The sequence below is a fragment of the Streptomyces sp. NPDC059850 genome, from assembly GCF_042731515.1.
In the GTDB taxonomy this organism is placed as follows: domain Bacteria; phylum Actinomycetota; class Actinomycetes; order Streptomycetales; family Streptomycetaceae; genus Streptomyces.
On the sequence record NZ_JBHWJI010000001.1, the window covers coordinates 353,213 to 374,366 of the forward strand.

At 71.4% G+C, this 21,154-nt stretch carries 15 protein-coding genes; 1 reads left to right on the forward strand and 14 read right to left on the reverse strand.

What is annotated here, in order from left to right; all coding sequences use genetic code 11:
• The first annotated feature begins 162 nt into the window (after nucleotides 1–162).
• Complete coding sequence (locus ACFV9T_RS01760) at nucleotides 163–2,250, forward strand: hypothetical protein (protein WP_385436092.1); 2,088 nt, start codon at nucleotides 163–165, stop codon at nucleotides 2,248–2,250.
• A 157-nt stretch (nucleotides 2,251–2,407) separates the two neighbouring features.
• Here ACFV9T_RS01760 and obgE read toward each other — a convergent pair whose 3' ends face one another.
• The 14 genes from obgE to ACFV9T_RS01830 all read right to left on the reverse strand — a co-directional run bounded on the left by obgE (nucleotide 2,408) and on the right by ACFV9T_RS01830 (nucleotide 21,153).
• Entirely contained in the window at nucleotides 2,408–3,841 is a 1,434-nt protein-coding gene (obgE, locus tag ACFV9T_RS01765; protein WP_385436093.1) for a GTPase ObgE, read from the reverse strand.
• 147 nt (nucleotides 3,842–3,988) lie between these two features.
• Nucleotides 3,989–4,246 (reverse strand): 50S ribosomal protein L27, encoded by a 258-nt coding sequence (rpmA, locus tag ACFV9T_RS01770; protein WP_009717948.1) that lies wholly within the window; start codon nucleotides 4,244–4,246, stop codon nucleotides 3,989–3,991.
• 14 nt (nucleotides 4,247–4,260) lie between these two features.
• The gene (rplU, locus tag ACFV9T_RS01775) at nucleotides 4,261–4,581 is read right to left on the reverse strand and encodes a 50S ribosomal protein L21 (RefSeq protein ID WP_009717947.1); all 321 of its coding nucleotides are present in this window, start codon (nucleotides 4,579–4,581) and stop codon (nucleotides 4,261–4,263) included.
• 249 nt (nucleotides 4,582–4,830) lie between these two features.
• Nucleotides 4,831–8,934, reverse strand: coding sequence for a ribonuclease E/G (locus tag ACFV9T_RS01780; RefSeq protein WP_385436094.1), 4,104 nt, complete (start codon nucleotides 8,932–8,934; stop codon nucleotides 4,831–4,833).
• A gap of 223 nt (nucleotides 8,935–9,157) precedes the next feature.
• Entirely contained in the window at nucleotides 9,158–9,937 is a 780-nt protein-coding gene (locus ACFV9T_RS01785; protein WP_385436095.1) for a TIGR03936 family radical SAM-associated protein, read from the reverse strand.
• 140 nt (nucleotides 9,938–10,077) lie between these two features.
• On the reverse strand, nucleotides 10,078–12,000 hold the full coding sequence (locus ACFV9T_RS01790; protein ID WP_385436096.1) for a TIGR03960 family B12-binding radical SAM protein: 1,923 nt from the start codon (nucleotides 11,998–12,000) through the stop codon (nucleotides 10,078–10,080).
• A 70-nt stretch (nucleotides 12,001–12,070) separates the two neighbouring features.
• The gene (locus ACFV9T_RS01795) at nucleotides 12,071–13,663 is read right to left on the reverse strand and encodes a CHAD domain-containing protein (protein WP_385436097.1); all 1,593 of its coding nucleotides are present in this window, start codon (nucleotides 13,661–13,663) and stop codon (nucleotides 12,071–12,073) included.
• Nucleotides 13,664–13,714: 51 nt separating this feature from the next.
• Nucleotides 13,715–14,848 (reverse strand): rod shape-determining protein RodA, encoded by a 1,134-nt coding sequence (gene rodA, locus ACFV9T_RS01800; protein WP_385436133.1) that lies wholly within the window; start codon nucleotides 14,846–14,848, stop codon nucleotides 13,715–13,717.
• Between the two features lie 65 nt (nucleotides 14,849–14,913).
• Nucleotides 14,914–17,061 carry a penicillin-binding protein 2 gene (gene mrdA, locus ACFV9T_RS01805; RefSeq protein ID WP_385436098.1) on the reverse strand — a complete coding sequence of 716 codons (2,148 nt, stop codon included), beginning with the start codon at nucleotides 17,059–17,061 and terminating at the stop codon, nucleotides 14,914–14,916.
• 85 nt (nucleotides 17,062–17,146) lie between these two features.
• Complete coding sequence (mreD, locus tag ACFV9T_RS01810) at nucleotides 17,147–17,872, reverse strand: rod shape-determining protein MreD (RefSeq protein ID WP_385436099.1); 726 nt, start codon at nucleotides 17,870–17,872, stop codon at nucleotides 17,147–17,149.
• 3 nt (nucleotides 17,873–17,875) lie between these two features.
• Complete coding sequence (gene mreC, locus ACFV9T_RS01815) at nucleotides 17,876–18,817, reverse strand: rod shape-determining protein MreC (RefSeq protein WP_385436100.1); 942 nt, start codon at nucleotides 18,815–18,817, stop codon at nucleotides 17,876–17,878.
• A 152-nt stretch (nucleotides 18,818–18,969) separates the two neighbouring features.
• A complete protein-coding gene (locus tag ACFV9T_RS01820; protein ID WP_039941926.1) occupies nucleotides 18,970–19,989 on the reverse strand; it encodes a rod shape-determining protein in 1,020 nt (339 codons plus the stop codon).
• A gap of 308 nt (nucleotides 19,990–20,297) precedes the next feature.
• Nucleotides 20,298–20,711 carry a nucleoside-diphosphate kinase gene (gene ndk, locus ACFV9T_RS01825; RefSeq protein ID WP_385436101.1) on the reverse strand — a complete coding sequence of 138 codons (414 nt, stop codon included), beginning with the start codon at nucleotides 20,709–20,711 and terminating at the stop codon, nucleotides 20,298–20,300.
• 88 nt (nucleotides 20,712–20,799) lie between these two features.
• Nucleotides 20,800–21,153, reverse strand: coding sequence for a DUF4233 domain-containing protein (locus tag ACFV9T_RS01830; RefSeq protein WP_385436102.1), 354 nt, complete (start codon nucleotides 21,151–21,153; stop codon nucleotides 20,800–20,802).
• Nucleotide 21,154 lies beyond the last annotated feature (1 nt).

A 21,154-nucleotide genomic window follows, 5' to 3' on the forward strand; every position in this document is an offset into this window, starting at 1 on the left:
CCGGCTCACCCGGCCTTTTCTCCGCGCCGCGAACCCCCGGGAGATCGTTTGGAGCCGTTTCGGGGCGGTTGGCACCTGCGCGGATTGTCACCGGGCCAGAGAGCGGCATACGGTCAGGGGTCCCCCCACACGTCCACCGCCCTCCCGCCAGGAGCCCATCCCGTGCCCTCTGCTGGATTCGCCCCACGCCGGGTCGTACAGCTGACGGCGCTGCTAGCCATGGTGGTGTTCTTCACCACACAGCTCGTCGGCGCCGTGCTCCCGAACGTACCGCTCTTCATCGCCGCCTCGGCGTGCGGCCTCGCCCTCGACCTCTTCCTGCAGCACAAGCAGCCCGGACTGCTGTCACTGCTGGGCAAGGTGCGCTTCGACATCACGGTGCGCCAGCTGTTCCGCGACATGCTCATCATGGTCGGGCTGCTGCGGATCGAGGGAATCAATCCACTGCACGAGCAGGCGCCGCTGACCGTCGGGCTGCTGCTGTTCTACGTAGTGCACTTCGCCTGCCAGGCGGCCGCCATAATGGTGCGCCGCACCCGGCAGCTGCCGTTCGTCACGCGCAACATCGACGCGTCCGCGCTGCGGCTGAGCGAGGCCCCGCCGCGGCTGTTCGCCCGCCAGCACGGCCGCCGGATACTGCGGCTCGCCGCCCCCGCCACCGCCGGACTGCTGCTGACGGCCGGCACCAAGAACGGCGTCTGGGGGGCCGTCGGCCTCGCGATCGCCCTGCTGATCGGCATCGCCGGCACCGTCCACCTGGCCACCTGGCTGCTGCCGCGCAAGCGCGCGGTGAGCGAGGCGAAGGCCCTGGAGTGGCTCGACACCTGGCTGGCCGACTACCAGCCGACCGTGGGCATGTACTTCTCCGGTGGCACCAGCTCCGCGTACCAGGCGAACATGTGGCTCTCCACCCTCGCCGCGCTCGACGGCAACCCCATCATCGTGCTGCGCGAGCGGTTCATGGTGCAGAAGATCGACGCGACGGACGTCCCGATCGTCTGCCTCCCCAAGGTCGCCCATCTGATGCGCATCGAGCACTCGACGCTCAAGGTGCTGCTGCACCCGGCCAACTCGGGCAAGACCTCGCAGGTGCTGCGGATCCCCTCGATCAAGCACGCGTTCATCAACCACGGCGAGAGCGACAAGCTCTCCAGCTGCAACCCGTACGCCAAGGCGTACGACGAGGTGTGGGTCGCGGGCCCGGCCGCGCGCGACCGCTACCAGCTCGCCGACATCGGCGTCGAGGACAAGGACGTGGTGGAGGTCGGCCGCCCGCAGCTGGCGCCGATCCGCCCCTACGCGGGCGTCCCGACCGGTGAGTACACCACCGTGCTGTACGCGCCGACCTGGGAGGGCTGGGACGGCAACCCGGGCAACACCTCGGTCATCCTGGCGGGCGAGAACATCGTCCGCGAACTCCTCGCCGACCCCAAGGTGCGGCTGCTGTACAAGCCGCACCCGATGACCGGCTCCGTCGACCGGCGGGCCGGGCGCGCCAACGACCGCATCAAGGCGATGATCGCCGAGGCGAACACCCAGCGCGGCGGGGCCCGTCCGCCCGCCGAGGCCGCGACCGAGCTGAACCGGCGCGCCGAGGAGCTGAACCAGCTCACCAGCACGGCCTTCCGCCGCAGCGCCGACGAGATCGAGCGCATGCGGCTCCAGGGCACCCCGGACGACAACCGCGCCGCGGGCGTCGCGGCGGCCACCGCCGCCTGGGAGAGCGCCTACTGGGCGTCGCTGCCGGAGTGGGAGCACCAGGTCGTCACCGGCCCGCGGCCCGCCATCTTCACCTGCTTCAACCAGGCCGATGTGCTGATCAGCGATGTGTCGAGCGTCGTCTCGGACTACCTGACCAGCGAGAAGCCGTACGCGGTGGCGAACACCAGCGGGCTGACGGAGGAGGAGTTCCGGGCGAACTTCCCGACGGTGCGCGCCGCCACGATCCTTAACGCCGAGGCGTCGGAGGTTCCGGAGCTGCTGGAGGCCGTCCGCGAGCCCGAGAAGGACACCCTCGCGGCCGCCCGCGCCGAGCTGAAGGTGCATCTGCTCGGGCCGTCCGACCCGCCGTCCCTGGTGCGCTTCGACCAGGCCGCGCAGACGCTGGCCCGGCTGGCCGACGAGCGGCGGGCGCGGATGGCGACCCGGCTGGCCGACGAGATCCCGTCGCAGCGCGAGGCCCGGGACGCGGCCGAGGAGACCGAGCTGGAGGCCGGACCGTCGGAGCCGGAGGAGACGGCGAACGTCTGAGCCCGCCGTCCGAGACGGCTGAGGCGCCGCAGCGCGCGTAAGGGCCCGGGAGCATCGCTCCCGGGCCCTTTGCCGTGGCACCGGCCGCTCGCGGCCGACAGGGGCCGTCAGGGCGCGCGACGGAGGCAGTCCACCCGCGCCCGCGCCCTCAAGCCGCCTAGAACGGCTTGAACGACTCGTACTCCTCGTCCGCGTCGTCCCGCTCCGCGTCCCGGTCGCGGCGCCGCTGCGCCGCCGGGCGGGGAGTCTCGAACCGGTGGTCCTCACCTCGGCGGCCCAGCATCTCGGCGCCCGACGCGAGCGTCGGCTCCCAGTCGAAGACGACCGCGTTCTCCTCGGGGCCGATGACGACCTCGTCGCCCGCGCGGGCGCCCGCCTTCATCAGCTCCTCCTCGACGCCGAGCCGGTTCAGCCGGTCGGCGAGATAGCCGACGGCCTCGTCGTTGGCGAAGTCGGTCTGCCGGACCCAGCGTTCCGGCTTCTCGCCCACGACGCGGTAGAAACCGTCCTCCGCGACGACCCTGAAGCCCGCGTCGTCCACGGCCTTCGGGCGGATGACGATCCTGGTCGCCTCCTCCTTCGGCTTGGCCGCCCGCGCCGTCCCGACGATGTCGGCGAGGGCGAACGACAGCTCCCGCAAGCCGAGGTGGGCGACGGCCGAGACCTCGAAGACCTGGTAGCCGCGGGCCTCCAGGTCCGGGCGGATCATGTCGGCGAGGTCCTTGCCGTCCGGGATGTCGACCTTGTTGAGGACGACGAGCCGGGGCCGGTCCTCCAGACCGCCGTACTCGGCGAGTTCGGCCTCGATGACGTCGAGGTCGGTCAGCGGGTCGCGCTCGGACTCCAGCACCGCGGTGTCCAGGATGTGCACCAGCACCGAGCAGCGCTCGACATGGCGCAGGAACTCCAGCCCCAGGCCCTTGCCCTGGCTGGCGCCCGGGATCAGACCGGGCACGTCCGCGATGGTGTAGACGGTCGAACCGGCCGTCACCACGCCGAGGTTGGGCACCAGGGTGGTGAAGGGGTAGTCGGCGATCTTCGGCTTGGCGGCCGAGAGCACCGAGATCAGCGACGACTTACCGGCGCTCGGGTAGCCGACGAGGGCCACGTCCGCGACGGTCTTCAGCTCCAGGACGACGTCCCCGGTGTGGCCCGGCTCGCCCAGCAGCGCGAAGCCGGGGGCCTTCCTGCGGGCCGACGCCAGGGCCGCGTTGCCGAGGCCGCCGCGGCCGCCCTGGGCGGCGATGTAGGTGGTGCCCTCGCCGATCAGGTCGGCGAGCACGTCGCCCTTCTTGTCGAGGACGACGGTGCCGTCCGGAACCGGCAGGATCAGGTCGCTGCCGTCCTTGCCGGAGCGGTTGCCGCCCTCGCCGGGCTTGCCGTTGGTGGCCTTGCGGTGCGGGCTGTGGTGGTACTCGAGCAACGTGGTGACCGACTGGTCGACGACCAGGATCACATCGCCGCCCCGGCCACCGTTACCGCCGTCCGGGCCGCCGAGCGGCTTGAACTTCTCGCGGTGCACGGAGGCGCAGCCGTGGCCTCCGTTACCCGCGGCGACGTGCAGCTCGACGCGGTCCACGAAGGTGGTCATGACGGGTGCCTCCAGTTACGTACGGGGTCGATGTGTCGTCGTTACCTGCGTAACAGGCACAACGCGCCGAGGGCGGACCCGCTTCCCCGTCACGGGAAAGAGCGGTCCGCCCTCGGAAAGGTGTGTGGCGTCGTGCCGGGGCCGAGATTACTCGGCGACCGGGACGATGTTCACGACCTTGCGGCCACGGTGGGTGCCGAACTGCACCGCACCGGCGGCCAGCGCGAACAGCGTGTCGTCGCCGCCGCGGCCGACGCCCGTGCCCGGGTGGAAGTGCGTGCCGCGCTGGCGGACGAGGATCTCACCCGCGTTGACGGCCTGGCCGCCGAAGCGCTTGACCCCGAGCCGCTGGGCGTTGGAGTCGCGACCGTTCCGAGTGGACGATGCGCCCTTCTTGTGTGCCATGTCTCCTCAGTCCCTTACTTCGCAGCCGAGTCGATGCCGGTGATCTTCAGCGCGGTGTGCAGCTGGCGGTGGCCGATCCGCTTCCGGTAACCGGTCTTGTTCTTGTACTTCAGGATGTCGATCTTGGCACCCTTGTGGTGGTCAACGACCTCGGCGTGAACCTTCACACCGGCCAGGACCCACGGGTCGCTGGTGACGGCATCGCCGTCGACAACGAGCAGAGTCGAGAGCTCGACGGTGTCGCCGACCTTGCTGGTTCCAATGCGGTCGACCTCGATGACATCGCCCACGGCTACCTTCTGCTGGCGGCCGCCGGTGCGCACGATTGCGTACACGCGGTTCTCACTCTCTCGCTAGTAAACGGGACCTCTGATGCCAGCCGCTCTCCATGACCCCACGAAGGTCATGACAACCGAGTGATGCCTCGCGGTTCAGCGTGGTTCAGCATCGGCCGAGCGGCCTCTCCCGCAGGGCGGGAGGGATGTGCTCAGGGGCTTGGCGTAGGACGCCGAGGGTCAAGGTTACCAGAGCCCGGAGGCCGCCCACGCACCTGCGCAGGCGGCCTCCGGACGCTCGTATCCGGCTCAGTCGTCGGCGGAGGCCGAGACCGACTGCGGCGTCTGCTGCTCCGCCGCCGCGGTCTTCTTCGACGCCGCCTTCTTGGTGGTCGTCTTCTTCGCCGTCGTCTTCTTCGCGGTCGTCTTCTTGGCCGTCGTCGTCTTCGACGCGGTCTTCTTGGCGGCCGTCTTCTTGGCGGGTGCCTTCTTCGCGGGCGCCTTCTTGGCGGCCGTCTTACGGGCCGTCTTCTTCGCCGGTGCCTTGGCCTCGCCGTCCTCCGGAGCCTCGGCCCCGCCCTCGGCCTCACCGTCGGCGGACGCCGCCACCGGCTCACCGGCCTCCGGCTTCGCCTCCGTGGGGGCGCTGACGACCACCACGGCGGCGTCCTCGGAGCCCGTGGGCGAGCCCGCCGGAGCGGACACCTTACGGGTCGCCCGGCGGCGCGCACGCGGCGCGGGAGCGGCCTCCGGCTCGGGGGCCGCCTCCGGCTCGGCGGCCGGAGCGGCGGCCTCGGGCGCCTCGGCGGGCACCTCCGGCTTCGGCTCGTCCGCCGCCACGACCACGGCCTCCGGCTGCGCGGCGCTCTTCGGGGCGCCCGCCGGGGCGGACACCTTGCGGGTCGCCCGGCGCCGGCTACGCCCACGGCCCGCGGCGGCCTCGGCCTCGGCGGCGCTGCTGTACAGCTCCTCGTCGGCCGCGAAGACCGGCTCTGGGAGCGCCTTCGGCTCCGCGACCTCCGCCGCGACCTCCTCGGCGGCCTCGGCGACCGTCTCGGCCTCGGCGGTCTCCTCCGGCGCGGGCGCCTGCTGGCCACCGGCCGCCGACGACTTCTTCTTCTTGCGCTTGCCGCCGCCACCGCCGCCGACCGCCGCCGGCTGGTCCATGTGGACGATCACGCCGCGGCCGTTGCAGTGGACGCAGGACTCGGAGAACGACTCCAGCAGGCCCTGTCCGACCCGCTTACGGGTCATCTGGACCAGGCCCAGCGAGGTGACCTCGGCCACCTGGTGCTTCGTACGGTCGCGGCCCAGACACTCCAGCAGCCGCCGCAGCACCAGATCGCGGTTGGACTCCAGCACCATGTCGATGAAGTCGATCACGATGATGCCGCCGAGGTCGCGCAGCCGCAGCTGGCGCACGATCTCCTCGGCCGCCTCCAGGTTGTTCCTGGTGACCGTCTCCTCCAGGTTGCCGCCCTGGCCGGTGAACTTGCCGGTGTTGACGTCGACCACGACCATCGCCTCGGTCCGGTCGATCACCAGGGAGCCGCCGCTGGGCAGCCAGACCTTGCGGTCCAGCGCCTTCATCAGCTGCTCGTCGATCCGGTACGTGGCGAAGACGTCGACGTCCGAGTTCCACTTCTGGAGCCGGTCGACGAGGTCGGGCGCGACGTGCTGGACGTAGCCGTGGATGGTCTGCCAGGCGTCCTCGCCGCTGACGATGACCTTGGAGAAGTCCTCGTTGAAGATGTCGCGGACGACCCGGACGGTCATGTCCGGCTCCCCGTAGAGGAGCGTCGGCGCGTTCCCGCTCTTCGCCTTCTTCTTGATCTCTTCCCACTGGGCCTGCAGCCGCTGGACGTCGCGGGCCAGCTCGTCCTCGCTCGCGCCCTCCGCGGCGGTGCGCACGATGACGCCCGCGTCCTCGGGGACGATCTTCTTGAGGATCTGCTTCAGCCGGGCGCGCTCGGTGTCGGGCAGCTTGCGGCTGATGCCCGTCATGGAGCCCTCGGGCACGTACACCAGGTAGCGGCCGGGCAGGGAGACCTGGCTGGTCAGCCGGGCGCCCTTGTGGCCGATCGGGTCCTTGGTGACCTGGACGAGCACGGACTGCCCGGACTTCAGGGCGGTCTCGATGCGGCGCGGACCACCGGTGAGCCCCAGCGCCTCGAAGTTGACCTCGCCCGCGTACAGCACGGCGTTGCGGCCCTTGCCGATGTCGACGAAGGCGGCCTCCATCGACGGCAGCACGTTCTGGACCTTGCCCAGGTAGACGTTGCCGACGTAGCTGGTGGCCTGCTCCTTGTTGACGAAGTGCTCGACGAGGACGTTGTCCTCCAGCACGCCGATCTGGGTGCGCTCGCCGTTCTGCCGGACGACCATCACCCGCTCGACCGCCTCACGGCGGGCCAGGAACTCGGCCTCGGTGATGATCGGCACCCGGCGGCGGCCCTGCTCGCGCCCCTCGCGGCGGCGCTGCTTCTTCGCCTCCAGACGCGTCGAGCCCTTGATCGACTGCACCTCGTCCGAGCTGGACTCGGTGTCCTTCGCGCGCCGCTCGCGCGGTTCCCGGACCTTGACGACCGTACGCTCCGGGTCGTCACCACCCGACTCCCCCTCGGCGCCGTCCCCGCTGCGACGGCGGCGACGGCGGCGGCGACGGCTGCTGCTGGAGCTGCCACCGCCGGACTCACCGGCCTCGGCGCCGTCCTCGTCGGCGCCCGGCTCCTCGCCGGTCTCGCCGTCGGCCTGCGCCTCGTCCTCGTCAGCGGCGCCGTCCTCGCCCTCGGAACGGCCCTCGGCGCCCTCGGCGTCGGCGGCCTCGCCCCGGCGGCGGCGACGGCCACCACGGCGACGGCGGCGGGCCGGGCGGTCGCCCGACTCCTCGTCGCCCTGCTCACGGTCGGCCGCACGGCCGTCCTGCTCGGTCTCCTCGGCGGCAGCGGCGGGCTCCTCGGCCTCCGCCGGGCGCTCCTCGACCGGCTCGCCCCGGCGGCGACGGCGACGGCGGCCGCCCGCGGCGGGGGCCACCGGCTCGGCGGCCGGGGTCTTGTCCTGCGCGGCGGTCTCCTCGGCCTCTTCGGCCTCGTCGGTCTCTTCCGCGGCGGACGCGGCGGCCTCGGCGGCGGCGCTCTCCGGGGTCTGGAAGACCGGCTCGGTGAAGACCGGCGCCTGGAACACCGCTGTCGGCGGGCGCACGGCCCGGCGACGGCCACCGCGCGGCGCGGTCTCCGGCTCGGCCTCGGGCTCGGCGGCCTCGGCGGCGGCCTGCGGCTCGGGCTGCTGCTCCTCGGCGGCGGCCGTCTTGCGCGTGGCACGGCGGCGGCGGGCGCGCGGCGCCTCCTCGGTGCTCTCCTCCGCAGCGGCCGCGGCGGGCTGCTCGGGGGTCGGCTCTTCGGCGGCCGCTGTGGCCTCGGCCTCGGCGGCGGCCGTCTTACGGGTCGCACGGCGGCGGGTGCGGGCGGGCGGCGCGGCCTCGGCGGAGGCCTCGGCCTCTGCGGCAGCGGGCTCGGCCGGGGTGGCCTCGGCGCCCGTCTCGTCGGCGGCGGTCTGCTCGGCGCCGGACTGCGGCGCACCGGCCGCGGCGGTCGCCTTACGGGCGGCACGGCGGCGCGTACGGGCACGGGGCGCCTCGTCGGCCGGGGCGTCGGCTGCGACTGCGGCTGGGGCGGTGTCCTCGTCGCCACTGCCACCAGCGGCCGCCGCAGACGACGCGTCCACGTCGGCGGGCTCCGTCTGCGGGGCGCCCTCCGGAGCGACGGCCTTGCGGGTGGCCCGGCGGCGCGTACGGGCGGGCGGCGCGGCCTCGGCGGCGGGCTCCGGCTCGGCGGCCGGTTCCGCGGCCGCCACGGTCTCTTCCGCCGGCACCACGGTCTCGGCGGCCTCCGGCGCACCGGCCGGGGCGGTCACCTTGCGGGTGGCCCGGCGGCGCCCACGGGCGGGCGGCGCGGGCTCGGCGGCGGGCTCCGGCTCGGCGGCCGGGGCCTCGGCGGGCTCGGCGGCCCGGGGGGCGTCGGCCGTAACGACGGTCTCCGCGGTCTCCGGCGCACCGGCCGGGGCGGCGGTCTTACGCGTCGCACGGCGGCGCCCACGGGCGGGCGGCGCGGCGGAAGCGGTGTCACCGTCGGAAGCGTCGGAGGTGGCGGAAGCGGTGGAGACGGCGGACGCCTCCGCGGCGGCCACAGCGGCGCCGGCGGCGATCGACTCGGCCGGTATGGCCGGTACCGCAGGAGTGGTGACCTCGGCGTCGCTCACGCCGCCGACCGGCGGACCGGCGGGGCGGGAGGCGGCGCGGCGGCGGCGCGGCGGCAGGGTGTCGCTGGGTGAGGTGGCATCCCCGGAGGCGGCGGCGCGTGGCGCGGCTTGTGCCTGGGGCTGGATAGGTTCGGTCGGCTCAATGGGCTCGAGCATGCGGGCGGTTCTCCCGTCACGCTCCCGGGCGCCGCGCCTGCTTCCGGCTGAACCCCACGCGCTGCGCGGGTTCCGCCGTCCGGGGCGCGGGCGCCGCACGGGAGCTGTCGTATCGCTCGCCGGGCCGGTTTTCAGGGCCGGGACCGGCGAAAGTCTCCTGGTCAGTGCGCCTGCCGGACCCGGGTGGCTCCCAAGTGCCTGGGCGGCGCATCGACGGCGGTCCTTACGCGGAACCTTCCGGCGCCACCATCGCGGCGGTCAGCTCGGCGGCCGTGGGTGGGGCGGCCTGAACTGCCTCGCGATCGGGCGCGAGCGGGTCGGTCACCGTGCCGGACTCCTCATCGAGCAGCCCCTGCGCCAGCCTGGTCACCGCTGCGGGGACCGGCGGCGCCAGGTCGGCCGTGGCGCGGAGACCGGACAGGACGTCGTCGGGTCGCACGGCAGGTGTCAGATGCCGTACTACCAGCCGCAGTATCGCACAGCCATCGTCGCCAGGCCTATCGCCCCGACCTGCGGACGCTTCCAGGCGGGCCACCGCGGCCCGGGCGTCGAAGGTGCGCATGCCGCTTTTCGTCCGGCGCTCGACCTCGACGGTCTCGGCCTCCAGGAAGGCGGCCACGGCCCGTTCGGCCTCCGCCGGGGCGACCCGGTCGAGCCGGATCTCCCATACGGACGCCTGGAGCCGGTCGGCGAGCCCGGAGGTACGGGATTCGACGGCGTCGGTGACATCGAGCCCGTCGGGCAGCGACTCGTTGAGCAGCGTCCGCAGCGCCTCGGGGTCCCGCGCCTCGGTGAGCTGGATCTCCAGGTACTCGGCCTCACTGCCGGTGCCGGTGGGTGCGGCATTGGCGTACGACACCTTGGGGTGCGGGGTGAAGCCCGCCGAGTACGCCATGGGCACCTCGGCGCGGCGCAGCGCCCGCTCGAAGGCGCGCTGGAAGTCGCGGTGGCTGGTGAACCGGAGGCGGCCGCGCTTGGTGTAGCGCAAACGGATGCGCTGCACCGCGGGTGCGGGCGGCGGGCCTTCGGGCTGTCGCTTGCCCAGGGGACTGTCTCCTTGTGCATCTTCGCTTTTCGGCGCACGGGCCTCAGCGGGCCCGTGCGCCTTCCAGCGTACTTTGTGACCGGTCGGTTGCCCGAGGGCTACTTCACCGAGAGCGGCAGCAGCTTGCGGCCGGTGGGGCCGATCTGGATGGACGTGTCCATCTGCGGGCAGACGCCGCAGTCGAAGCACGGGGTCCAGCGGCAGTCCTCGACCTCGGTCTCGTCGAGCGAGTCCTGCCAGTCCTCCCACAGCCAGTCCTTGTCGAGACCGGAGTCGAGGTGGTCCCAGGGCAGGACTTCCTCATAGGTGCGCTCGCGGGTGGTGTACCAGTCGACGTCAAGACCGACCTCGGGCAGGGTGCGCTCGGCGCACTCCATCCAGCGGTCGTAACTGAAGTGCTCGCGCCAGCCGTCGAAGCGGCCGCCGTCCTCGTAGACGGCGCGGATGACCGCGCCCACCCGGCGGTCGCCGCGCGAGAGCAGGCCCTCGACGATGCCGGGCTTGCCGTCGTGGTAGCGGAAGCCGATCGAGCGGCCGTACTTCTTGTCGCCGCGGATCCGCTCGCGCAGCTTCTCCAGCCGGGCGTCGGTGTCCTCGGCGCTGAGCTGCGCCGCCCACTGGAACGGGGTGTGCGGCTTGGGGACGAAACCGCCGATAGAGACGGTGCAGCGGATGTCGTTCTTGCCGGACACCTCCCGGCCCTTGGCGATCACCTTGGTCGCCATCTCGGCGATCTGCAGCACGTCCTCGTCGGTCTCGGTCGGCAGGCCGCACATGAAGTACAGCTTCACCTGCCGCCAGCCGTTGCCGTACGCGGTGGACACCGTACGGATGAGGTCCTCTTCCGAGACCATCTTGTTGATGACCTTACGGATGCGCTCGGAGCCGCCCTCGGGGGCGAAGGTGAGGCCCGAGCGGCGGCCGTTGCGGGTCAGCTCGTTGGCCAGGTCGATGTTGAAGGCGTCCACCCGGGTCGACGGGAGGGACAGGCCGATCTTGTCTTCCTCGTACCGGTCGGCGAGGCCCTTGGCGACATCGCCGATCTCGGTGTGGTCGGCGGAGGAGAGCGACAGCAGGCCGACCTCCTCGAAACCGGTGGCCTTGAGGCCCTTGTCGACCATCTCGCCGATGCCGGTGATGGAGCGCTCGCGCACCGGGCGGGTGATCATGCCCGCCTGGCAGAAGCGGCAGCCGCGGGTGCAGCCGCGGAAGATCTCCACCGACATCCGCTCGTGCACGGTCTCGGCGAGCGGCACGAGCGGCTGCTTCGGGTACGGCCACTCGTCCAGGTCCATGACGGTGTGCTTGGAGACGCGCCACGGCACGCCCGAGCGGTTCGGGATGACGCGCGAGATCCGGCCGTCGGCCAGGTACTCCACGTCGTAGAACTTCGGCACGTAGATGCTGCCGGTGCGGGCGAGGCGGAACAGCAGCTCGTCGCGGCCGCCGGGGCGGTCCTCGGCCTTCCAGGCCCGGATGATCTCGGTCATCTCCAGGACGGCCTGCTCGCCGTCGCCGATCACCGCGCAGTCGATGAAGTCCGCGATCGGCTCCGGGTTGAACGCGGCGTGGCCGCCCGCGACCACGACCGGGTGGTCGACGGTGCGGTCGGCGGCGTCCAGCGGGATACCGGCGAGGTCGAGCGCGGTGAGCAGGTTGGTGTAGCCCAGCTCGGTCGAGAAGGAGACGCCGAAGACGTCGAAGGCGGACACCGGGCGGTGCGCGTCCACGGTGAACTGCGGCACCTTGTGCTCGCGCATCAGCTCTTCGAGGTCTGGCCAGACGCTGTACGTACGCTCGGCGAGCACGCCCTCGCGCTCGTTGAGCACCTCGTAGAGGATCATGACGCCCTGGTTGGGCAGCCCGACCTCGTAGGCGTCCGGGTACATGAGCGCCCAGCGGACGTCGCACTCGTCCCAGCTTTTGACCGTGGAGTTCAGTTCACCGCCGACGTACTGGATCGGCTTCTGCACATGGGGGAGCAGGGCCTCGAGCTGTGGGAAGACCGACTCGACAGACATCAGTAACCTTCGTGCGCGGACAGGGGTGACCCTCAAGCGTACCGGTCCCGTCCGGGCCGCTACGCCACGGTCAGTTCTGCAGAGCCGCCCGGTGCTCGTTACGGGAGACCTCGGCCCACAGACCGGGCAGTTCGCGCTCGCGGGTGGCCGCGATGGCCTCCTCGCGGCCGTAGATCAGGCCGACGGTGAAGGTGGACTCCCCCGCCGCGTTCGCCTGGATGGCCAGCTCGCGCAGCGCCTCCCGTGCGACCACGCTGTCCTGGTGGTCGCCGAGCAGCTCCTGCACCTCGGTCATGAGCCCCGCGAACGCCTTCGCGGGCGCACCGAGCGCCGGGCGGGCGGCCTCGGCGGCGTAGCGGGCCCGCTTGGCGTCCTTGCGGGCCTCGTGCAGGACGACGTCGCGCTCGGGCCCCGAGGGGGCGTCCAGGACCGGCTCCAGGCGGTCCGCGAGCCGTTCGTAGTCGCGCAGCACGGCCTTGCGGATCACCTCGGCGGCCGGGCGGGCGGCGGCCTGGCGCAGCGGCGGGGCGGCCAGGAGTGCGTCGAGGGCCCCGAGCAGCGCGAGATAGCGCTCGCCGTCCAGGACGCCGATCAGCCGGTCGCGGGAACCGGTGCGGCGGGCGTGCGACCAGATCTCCAGCCGGGCGGCGACGGGGCCGAGCCGCAGCTCTACGGGGACCTCGGCGAGCCGTTCGCCGAGGCGCGCGGTGAGCACTTCGCGGTCCCGGTCGATGCCCAACTCGGCGGCCAGCCACTTCAGCTCGGCGCCGATGGGGTCGGTGACGGTGCGGTCCAGCACCTTGCGGTACGAGCGGAAGGCGCTGCGCAGGCGGCGGGTGGCGACCCGCATGCGGTGCACGGAGTCGGGGGTGTCCAGGCGTACGGCGGGGTCGAGGGTGACGATCGTGGTGATCTGGCGGCGTACGTAGTCCAGGACGGTGTCACCGGCGGTGGCCTCGGCCTTCTTGGCAGCCTTCTTGGCGGCCTTCTTCTTCGCGGCGTCCTTCTTTCCCGGCTTGCCGGACTTCTTCTCCGGCTTCTCTCCGCGCGGGCCGGTCTCGGCCAGGGCGCGGGCGAGCTTGGAGGGGAGGTCGGCGCGGCGCAGCCCGGCGTCCGTCAGATACGGCTCCAGGGTGTCGAGCAGCGCGGGGTCGCCGCCCTCGGCCAGCTCCACTTCGACCTCGGTCCAGCTCACCGGGTCGCCGGGGGCCGGGGTCAGCCGCCGTGCGGTGACCCGGTCGGCGGACAGCTCGGCGAGCAGCGTGCCGTCGTTGTCGACGAGATGGTGTACGTGCCGCTCCGAGAGCAGGTGGACCAGCGGTACGAGGCCGGTGTCGCGGACGCGGGAGCGTACGAGGCCCGCGAGGTGCGGGGGCAGCGCGTCCGAGAGCGGGGCGCGGATCTCGTCCCGTACGTCGGGGCCCACCGGCAGCTTGAGGTGCCAGCCCGCGTCGTCGCCCCCGGTGCGGCGGCGCAGGGTGATGCCGTCGGCGGCGAGCCGCTGCCCGGGGGTGTCGTAGTACGTGGCGTCGAGCGTGACGGTGCCCTGGTCCCTGACCTGCGCGATTCCGGCGACCCCGGCCAGCTCGGGAAGGGCGCCGGCCAGGGCGCCGTCATCGGTGGTCTCGTACTTGCGTTCGATCTCCCGCATCATGTCCACCATGGCGTGAATGTAGTCGCCCGGGACGATTCGCGGGAGCCCCCCGCGTCCGGATCAGGCCGATACGGGCCTTTGCACCCGGATGGACTGGAGCAGCCCGATTCCGATCCATACGGCGAACATCGACGAGCCGCCGTACGAGACGAAGGGCAGCGGCAGACCGGCGACCGGCATGATGCCCAGCGTCATCCCGATGTTCTCGAACGACTGGAACGCGAACCAGGCGATGATCCCGGCCGCGACGACCGTCCCGTACAGCTCGGTGGTCCCCCGGGCGATCCGGCAGGCGCGCCACAGGACGACGCCCAGCAGCACGATGATCAGGCCCGCGCCGAGGAAGCCCAGCTCCTCCCCCGCGACCGTGAAGACGAAGTCCGTCTGCTGCTCGGGCACGAACTGGCCGGTGGTCTGGGTGCCGTGGAAGAGCCCCTTGCCGGTGAGGCCGCCCGAGCCGATCGCGATGCGCGCCTGGTTGGTGTTGTAGCCGACGCCCGCCGGGTCCAGAGCGGGGTTGGCGAAGGCGGCGAAGCGGTCGATCTGGTACTGGTCGAGGACGTGCAGCTGCCAGATCAGCAGCGCACCGATCACCGCGGTGGCGATCAGTCCGGCGACCCAGCGGTTGGACGCGCCGGAGGAGAGGAGCACCGCGAGCACGATCACCGCCATGACCATCACCGAGCCGAGGTCCGGCATCAGCATCACGATCGCGATGGGCAGTGCGGCCAGGCCGAGCGCCTGGACGACGGTGCGGTGGTCCGGACTGAGCCGGTCGCCCGCGTCGACGCGGGCGGCCAGCAGCATCGCCATGCCCAGGATGATCGTGATCTTGGCGAACTCGCCGGGCTGGAGGGAGAACCCGGCACCGATCACGATCCACGCGTGCGCGCCGTTGATGGTCGAGCCCAGCGGGGTGAGCACGGCGAGGACGAGGATGACGGACAGGCCGTACAGCACCGGCACCGCGCCGCGCAGGGTGCGGTGGCCGAGCCAGACGGTGCCGATCGCGAGCAGCAGCCCGATCCCGGTGTTCAGCGCGTGCCGCACCAGGAAGTAGTACGGATCGCCCTGGTTCAGCTCGGTGCGGTTGCGGGTCGCCGAGTAGACCAGCGCGGCGCCGATCGCGGACAGGGCGAGGCAGCTGAGCAGCAGCACCCAGTCCAGGCGGCGTACGAGCGAGTCGCGCGCCATGAGCTTGCGCCAGGTGCTGCGCTCGGGGGCGAAGCGGGGGACGGAGTAGCCGTGGGTCGAGGCGCTCACTGCCGCTCACCTCCCCGCCGCCTGGTCTCGCCCAGCAGGGCGAACGGCTTGCCCACCGGCTGGGCCTCGATCGAGCCGTCGGAGGAGATCTTGGGGAGGTCGGCCTGCGGCGTGGGCAGCAGCGCCTTCTTCTCGTTGATCCCGCCCTTGGCGTCGACCCCGTAGAGCGCGTTGTAGATCTTGCGCACGGCCGGGCCCGAGGCACCGGAGCCGGTGCCGCCCTGGGAGATCGTCATGACGACCGAGTAGTCCTTGGTGTACGTCGCGAACCAGGAGGTGGTCTGCTTGCCGTAGACCTCCGCGGTACCGGTCTTGGCGTGCATCGGGATCTTGTCCTGCGGCCAGCCCTGGAACCGCCAGGCGGCGGTGCCCCGGGTGGCGACGCCCGCGAGCGCCTGGTCGATCCGCTCGTGCGTGTCGCCCTTCATCGGCAGCTTGCCGTGCGAGGTGGGCTTGATCTCCTGGATGTGCTTGCCGTCCGGGCTGACGATCGCCTTGCCGACGGTCGGGTCGTAGAGCGTGCCGCCGTTGCTGATCGCCGCGTAGATGGTGGCCATCTGGATCGGGGTGACGAGGGTGTCGCCCTGGCCGATCGAGTAGTTGACGGAGTCACCGGCGCGCATCTTCATGCCTTCGAGGCAGTTCTCGTAGGAGAGCCGCTGGGTGTAGCTGCCGTCCTTCTTGCCGTTCTTGCACCAGGCGTCCTTGTTGGCCTTCCAGAAGTCCTTCTTCCACTGGCGGTCCGGGACCCGGCCGCTGACCTCGTTGGGGAGGTCGACGCCGGTCTCCTTGCCGAGGCCGAACTGGTGGGCGGTCTTGTAGAACCAGTCCCCCGCGTTCTTCTTGGGCTTGTTGCCGCCGTCCTTCTTCCACTGCTCGTAGGCGAGGCGGTAGAAGACGGTGTCGCAGGAGACCTCCAGCGCGCGGCCGAGGCTGATGCCGCCGTGGTTCTCGGACTCGAAGTTCTTGAAGACCTGGCCGCCGATGTTGAACGAGCTGGTGCAGGCGTAGGGCCCGTCGAACCCGTACCCGGCGTTGACCGCGGCGGTCGTCGGGATCACCTTGAAGATCGAGCCGGGGGCCGCCTGGCCCTGGATCGCCCGGTTCAGCAGCGGGTAGTTGCTGTCCTTGCCGGTGAGCTTCTTGTAGTCCTTGCCGGAGATGCCGCCGACCCAGGCGTTGGGGTCGTACGACGGGTTGGACGCCATCGCCACCACCCGGCCGGTCTTGGCCTCCATGACCACGACCGAGCCCGAGTCCGCCTTGTACTTCGTGCCGGTGTTCCGGTCGTACTGCTTGCGGGCGTCCTTCATCGCCTGCTCCAGCTCCTTCTCCGCGACCGCCTGGACGCGTGAGTCGAGGCTGGTGACGACGTTGTCGCCGGGCCGGGCCCGCTGGCTCTCCCGCTGGCCGATGACGCGGCCGAGGTTGTCGACCTCGTAGCGGGTCACCCCGGCCTTGCCGCGCAGCTTGCTGTCGTACTCGCTCTCCAGCCCGTTGGAGCCGACCTGGTCGGAGCGGAGCAGCGGCGACTTGGTGTGCTCGGCCTTCTTGATCTGCTCGTCGGTGACCGGCGAGAGGTAGCCGAGCACCTGGGCGGCGTTGGAACCGGCCGGGGCGGCGTAGCGGCGGACGGCGGTGGGCTCGGCGCTGATCCCGGGGAAGTCCTCTTCGCGCTCGCGGATCTGGAGCGCCTGCTTGGCGCTGGCCTCGTCGGTGATCGGGATGGGCTGGTACGGGGAGCCGTTCCAGCAGGGCTGCGGGGTCTCGGCGTCGCACAGCCGGACCTTGTCCTTGACGTCCTTGGGCTTCATGCGGAGGACGCCCGCGAGCCGGGTGAGGACGGCCTCGCCGTCGTCCGGCTCCTTCATCAGCGCGGTGCGGCTGGCGGAGACGACGAGCCGGGTCTCGTTGTCGGCGAGGGGCACTCCGCGGGCGTCCAGTATCGAGCCGCGGACGGCCGGGTGGACGACCTGCTGGACGTGGTTGTTGGCGGCCTTCTCGGTGTATTCGTCGCCGTTGCGGATCTGCAGGTACCAGAGACGTCCGCCGAGGGTGAGCAGCAGCGAGAAGACGATGATCTGGATGGCGACGAGGCGGACGGTGACCCGGGGAGTCCGCCCGGTCTCCGGGATATTGCTCATGGCGCTCCGTTGAGGGTGGAGGCGGGAGACGGGAGGGCTGCGGCGGCCGGGCGGAGGACGGCGGCGCTCGGCGGAAGGGGGCTGCTCACAGGCGCTTGACCCCCTTGAGCTTGATACGGCCGTCCTTGATCCGGCCGGTCCGCTTCGTCGCCTTCGTCAGCAGGCCACCGCCCTGGGCGCCGAACCGGGCGGCCCGGCCGGTGCGGCGGAACCGGCTCATCCGCCCGGCCCGGACGCTGCCCGCCGAGGTGATCCAGCGGGTGCCGCTCTCGGTGCCGGTGCCGCCGGAGCTGTCGGCCATCCGGTCGTTCTCCCCGCGTCTGGCCAGCCCCATGATCAGCGGCACCGTGAAGGGCGCCAGCAGCAGGTCGTACAGGGCGGCCGTGAACAGCAGCTGGCCCAGGCCCACATGGCGGGCCGCGTCGTCGCCGACGAGGATGCCGACCCCCGCGTACAGCAGGGTGGCACCGATGGCCGCCGCGACGACCACCACCATCGGCCCGGTGGCCGACCGGAGCTGGCCGCTCTCGGGCTTGGCGAGCCCCGCCAGATAGCCGACGACGCACAGCACCAGGGCATAGCGCCCGGCGGCGTGGTCGGCGGGCGGGGCGAGGTCGGCGAGCAGTCCGGCGCCGAAGCCGATCAGGGCGCCGCCGGTGTGGCCGTAGACCAGCGCGAGGCCGAGGACGACGAGCAGCAGCAGATCGGGGACGGCACCGGGCAGCTGCAGCCGGGCGAGGACGCAGATCTGGACGACGAGGGCGACGACGACGAGGACGGTCGACAGGACGACACGGTTGAGGCGCAGCATCGGTCAGCTCCTGTTGGCCGGGTTCGTGGCGGTGGCGGAGGGGGTGGCCGTGACAGTGACCGTGGGCGCCGGCTTGGGCTTCGCGGGCTTGGGCGGCAGCACGGTGTCGCGCGGGTTGGAGCGCGGCGGCTGGACGACCACGCCGACGATGTCCAGCCTGCTGAAGCGGACGTAGGGGCGCACCTGCAGAGTGCGGGTGAGGTCGCCGCCGGTGGGGTCGACGCGGACCACCTTGCCGACCGGGACGCCGGGCACGAACGGCTTGTCCGCCTGGGAGCCGAAGGTGACCAGCCGGTCGCCCTTCTTGATCTTCGCCTTGCCGTTGAGGAGCTGGACGTGCAGGGAGCGGTCGCCGCGGCCGGTGGCGAAGCCCAGCTCGCTGGACTTCTCCATCCGGGTGCCGACGGTGAAGTCGGGGTCGATGGCGAGCAGCACGGTGGAGGTGGAGGGGCCGACCGTGGTGACCCGGCCGACGAGTCCGTCGCCGTTGATGACCGTCTGGTCGCGCTGGATGCCGTCGTCGCTGCCGATGTCGAGGGTGACGGTCCAGGAGAAGCCCTGGGCGGCGCCGATGCCGATGACCTCGGCGCCCTTGATGCCGTACTGGCCGGTGCCCGCGACCCGGCGCAGCTTGTCGAGTTCCACCGACCGGGCGCGGTTGCGGTCGTCGCTGCCGAGCCGCTGCCTGAGTCTGGTGTTCTCCTGCTCCAGTTGACTGATCCGGGAGTGCCGCGCGTCGGAGTCCCGGATGGCGGCCACGGCGTTACCGACGGGATCGACGGCGTGCGCGACGCCGTCCTCCACCGGGCCGAAGGCGGAAGCGGCGCCCTGCCGGGCGCCGTCGAGGGGCGAGTCCTCGCCGCCGCGGATGTCCACCGTGATCAGTGCGAACGCGATGGCGATCAGCAGCACCAGGAGCAGCCGGCTCTCTCGTGTGTCCCTCACGTGCGGCGACGTGCCTTCCTCGTCGAAGTCGGACCGGTCCCGATCTCGTTGTGGCCGTCCGGTCCTTAAGGAGCCTTATGCCTGTATATCAGCGGATCCGCCGATGCGCCGTACGGGCGACACACCGCCCGCACGGCCGATCCGCCTGGTTGTCATCTGCGCGGCTGGGCGTCCAGCACCTGCTGGAGCGCCTCGAATTCCTCCACGCACTTACCGGAGCCGAGCGCCACCGAATCCAGCGGATCCTCGGCGATGTGGATGGGCATGCCGGTCTCGCGGCGGAGCCGCTCGTCGAGGCCGCGGAGCAGCGCGCCGCCGCCGGTGAGCACGATGCCGCGGTCCATGACGTCGCCGGACAGCTCCGGCGGGCACTTGTCGAGCGTGGTCTTGACCGCGTCGACGATCGAGTTGACCGGCTCCTCCATGGCCTTGCGGACCTCGGCGGCGGAGATCACGACCGTCTTGGGGAGCCCGCTGACCAGGTCACGGCCGCGGATCTCGGTGTGCTCCTCTTCCTCGCTCTCGAACGCGGAGCCGATCGTGATCTTGATGTTCTCGGCGGTGCGCTCGCCAAGGAGGAGGCTGTACTCCTTCTTGATGTGCTGGATGATCGCGTTGTCCAGCTCGTCGCCGGCGACCCGGATCGACTGGGCGGTGACGATGCCGCCGAGCGAGATCACGGCGACCTCGGTGGTGCCGCCGCCGATGTCCACCACCATGTTGCCGGTGGCCTCGTGGACCGGCAGCCCGGAGCCGATGGCCGCGGCCATGGGCTCTTCGATGATGTGCACCTGGCGGGCGCCCGCCTGCGTGGACGCCTCGATGACGGCGCGGCGCTCGACTCCGGTGATACCGGACGGAACGCACACGACCACCCGGGGACGGGCCAGATAGCGGCGCTTATGGATCTTCAGAATGAAGTACCGCAGCATCCGCTCGGTGATCTCGAAGTCGGCGATAACGCCGTCCTTGAGCGGACGCACGGCGACGATGTTGCCAGGGGTGCGGCCGATCATCTTCTTTGCCTCGGCGCCCACGGCGAGAATTCCGCCGGTGTTGGTGTTGATGGCGACGACGGATGGCTCGTTGAGGACGATCCCGCGGCCCCTGACGTACACCAGCGTGTTGGCGGTCCCGAGGTCGACAGCCATGTCACGGCCGATGAACGACATGTTGTTCCCCATGAGGATACGTCAGGCCTTCCCTGCTGGAGCGATTGCTTGCTTGAGGTCGGCAGGATGTGGTGCGCTGCGAGGCGCGGAAGCTTCATCGTAGTCACGCCCGCGCGAACACGCTGCGGGGGTCCTCCGCCATTGTCAGCAGAACACGAGCCCGCCCCCTCTAATGGTGACGTCGTGTCGCGGAGATGCGTTCCCCCGATCGGCTCGCATATGCCAAGAGGCGGCCGATAAATTCGACCGCCCCCAGGTCAGCAGGGGTGTGACCAGCTGATGATCGATCAGGACAAGATCAGGCGAGATCAGGCGAGACCGGGAAAGAAAATCTTGATTTCCCGCTCGGACGACTCTTCGGAGTCCGAGGCATGGATCAGATTTTCCCGAACGATGGTGCCGAAATCGCCACGGATGGAACCGGGCGCCGCGGCGATCGGGTCGGTCGGCCCGGCCAGCGCCCGGACGCCCTCGATCACGCGCTCGCCCTCGACGACCAGCGCCACGACCGGGCCGGAGGACATGAACTCCACCAGGGGCTCGTAAAAGGGCTTGCCGACGTGCTCCGCGTAGTGCTGCTCCAGAAGCTCACGGCCCAGCTGGCGCAGCTCCAGGGCGGAGATCGTCCAGCCCGCCTTCTGCTCGATCCGGCCGAGAATCTCGCCCACCAGACCACGTCGTACGGCGTCGGGCTTGAGAAGGACGAGCGTGCGCTGGCTCACGGTGCGGGCTCCTTTGGCAGTGACATGGAAAAAGTGGCATGCGGGTGAAGCTGTGCGGCTGAGGCTACATGGGTGATCGTCGCCCACGTCACGCAGCGTCAGGCGAGGCGGCGGAGGCCGCGGCGAACCGCTCCTTCGCCTGGTCGACCTTCCGGCCGAAGTGGACCGAGGCCCACCACAGCGCGGCGAACACCACGCCGAGGATGAACATGGTGGTCACGACGAAGCCGCTCAGCACCAGTCCGATCTGCAGGGCCCAGCCGATCTGCACCGCCCCGGGACGGCTCAGCATCCCGCACAGCAGTACACACAGTGCCATGGCGATACCGCAGACCGTCCACACGGTCCCCATCGACAGGCCGGACACCTTCATCGCGACCAGCCCCGCGAAGCCGATCACGAAGAACTCACCGATCAGAGTGGAGGCGCACAGCGTCCGCATT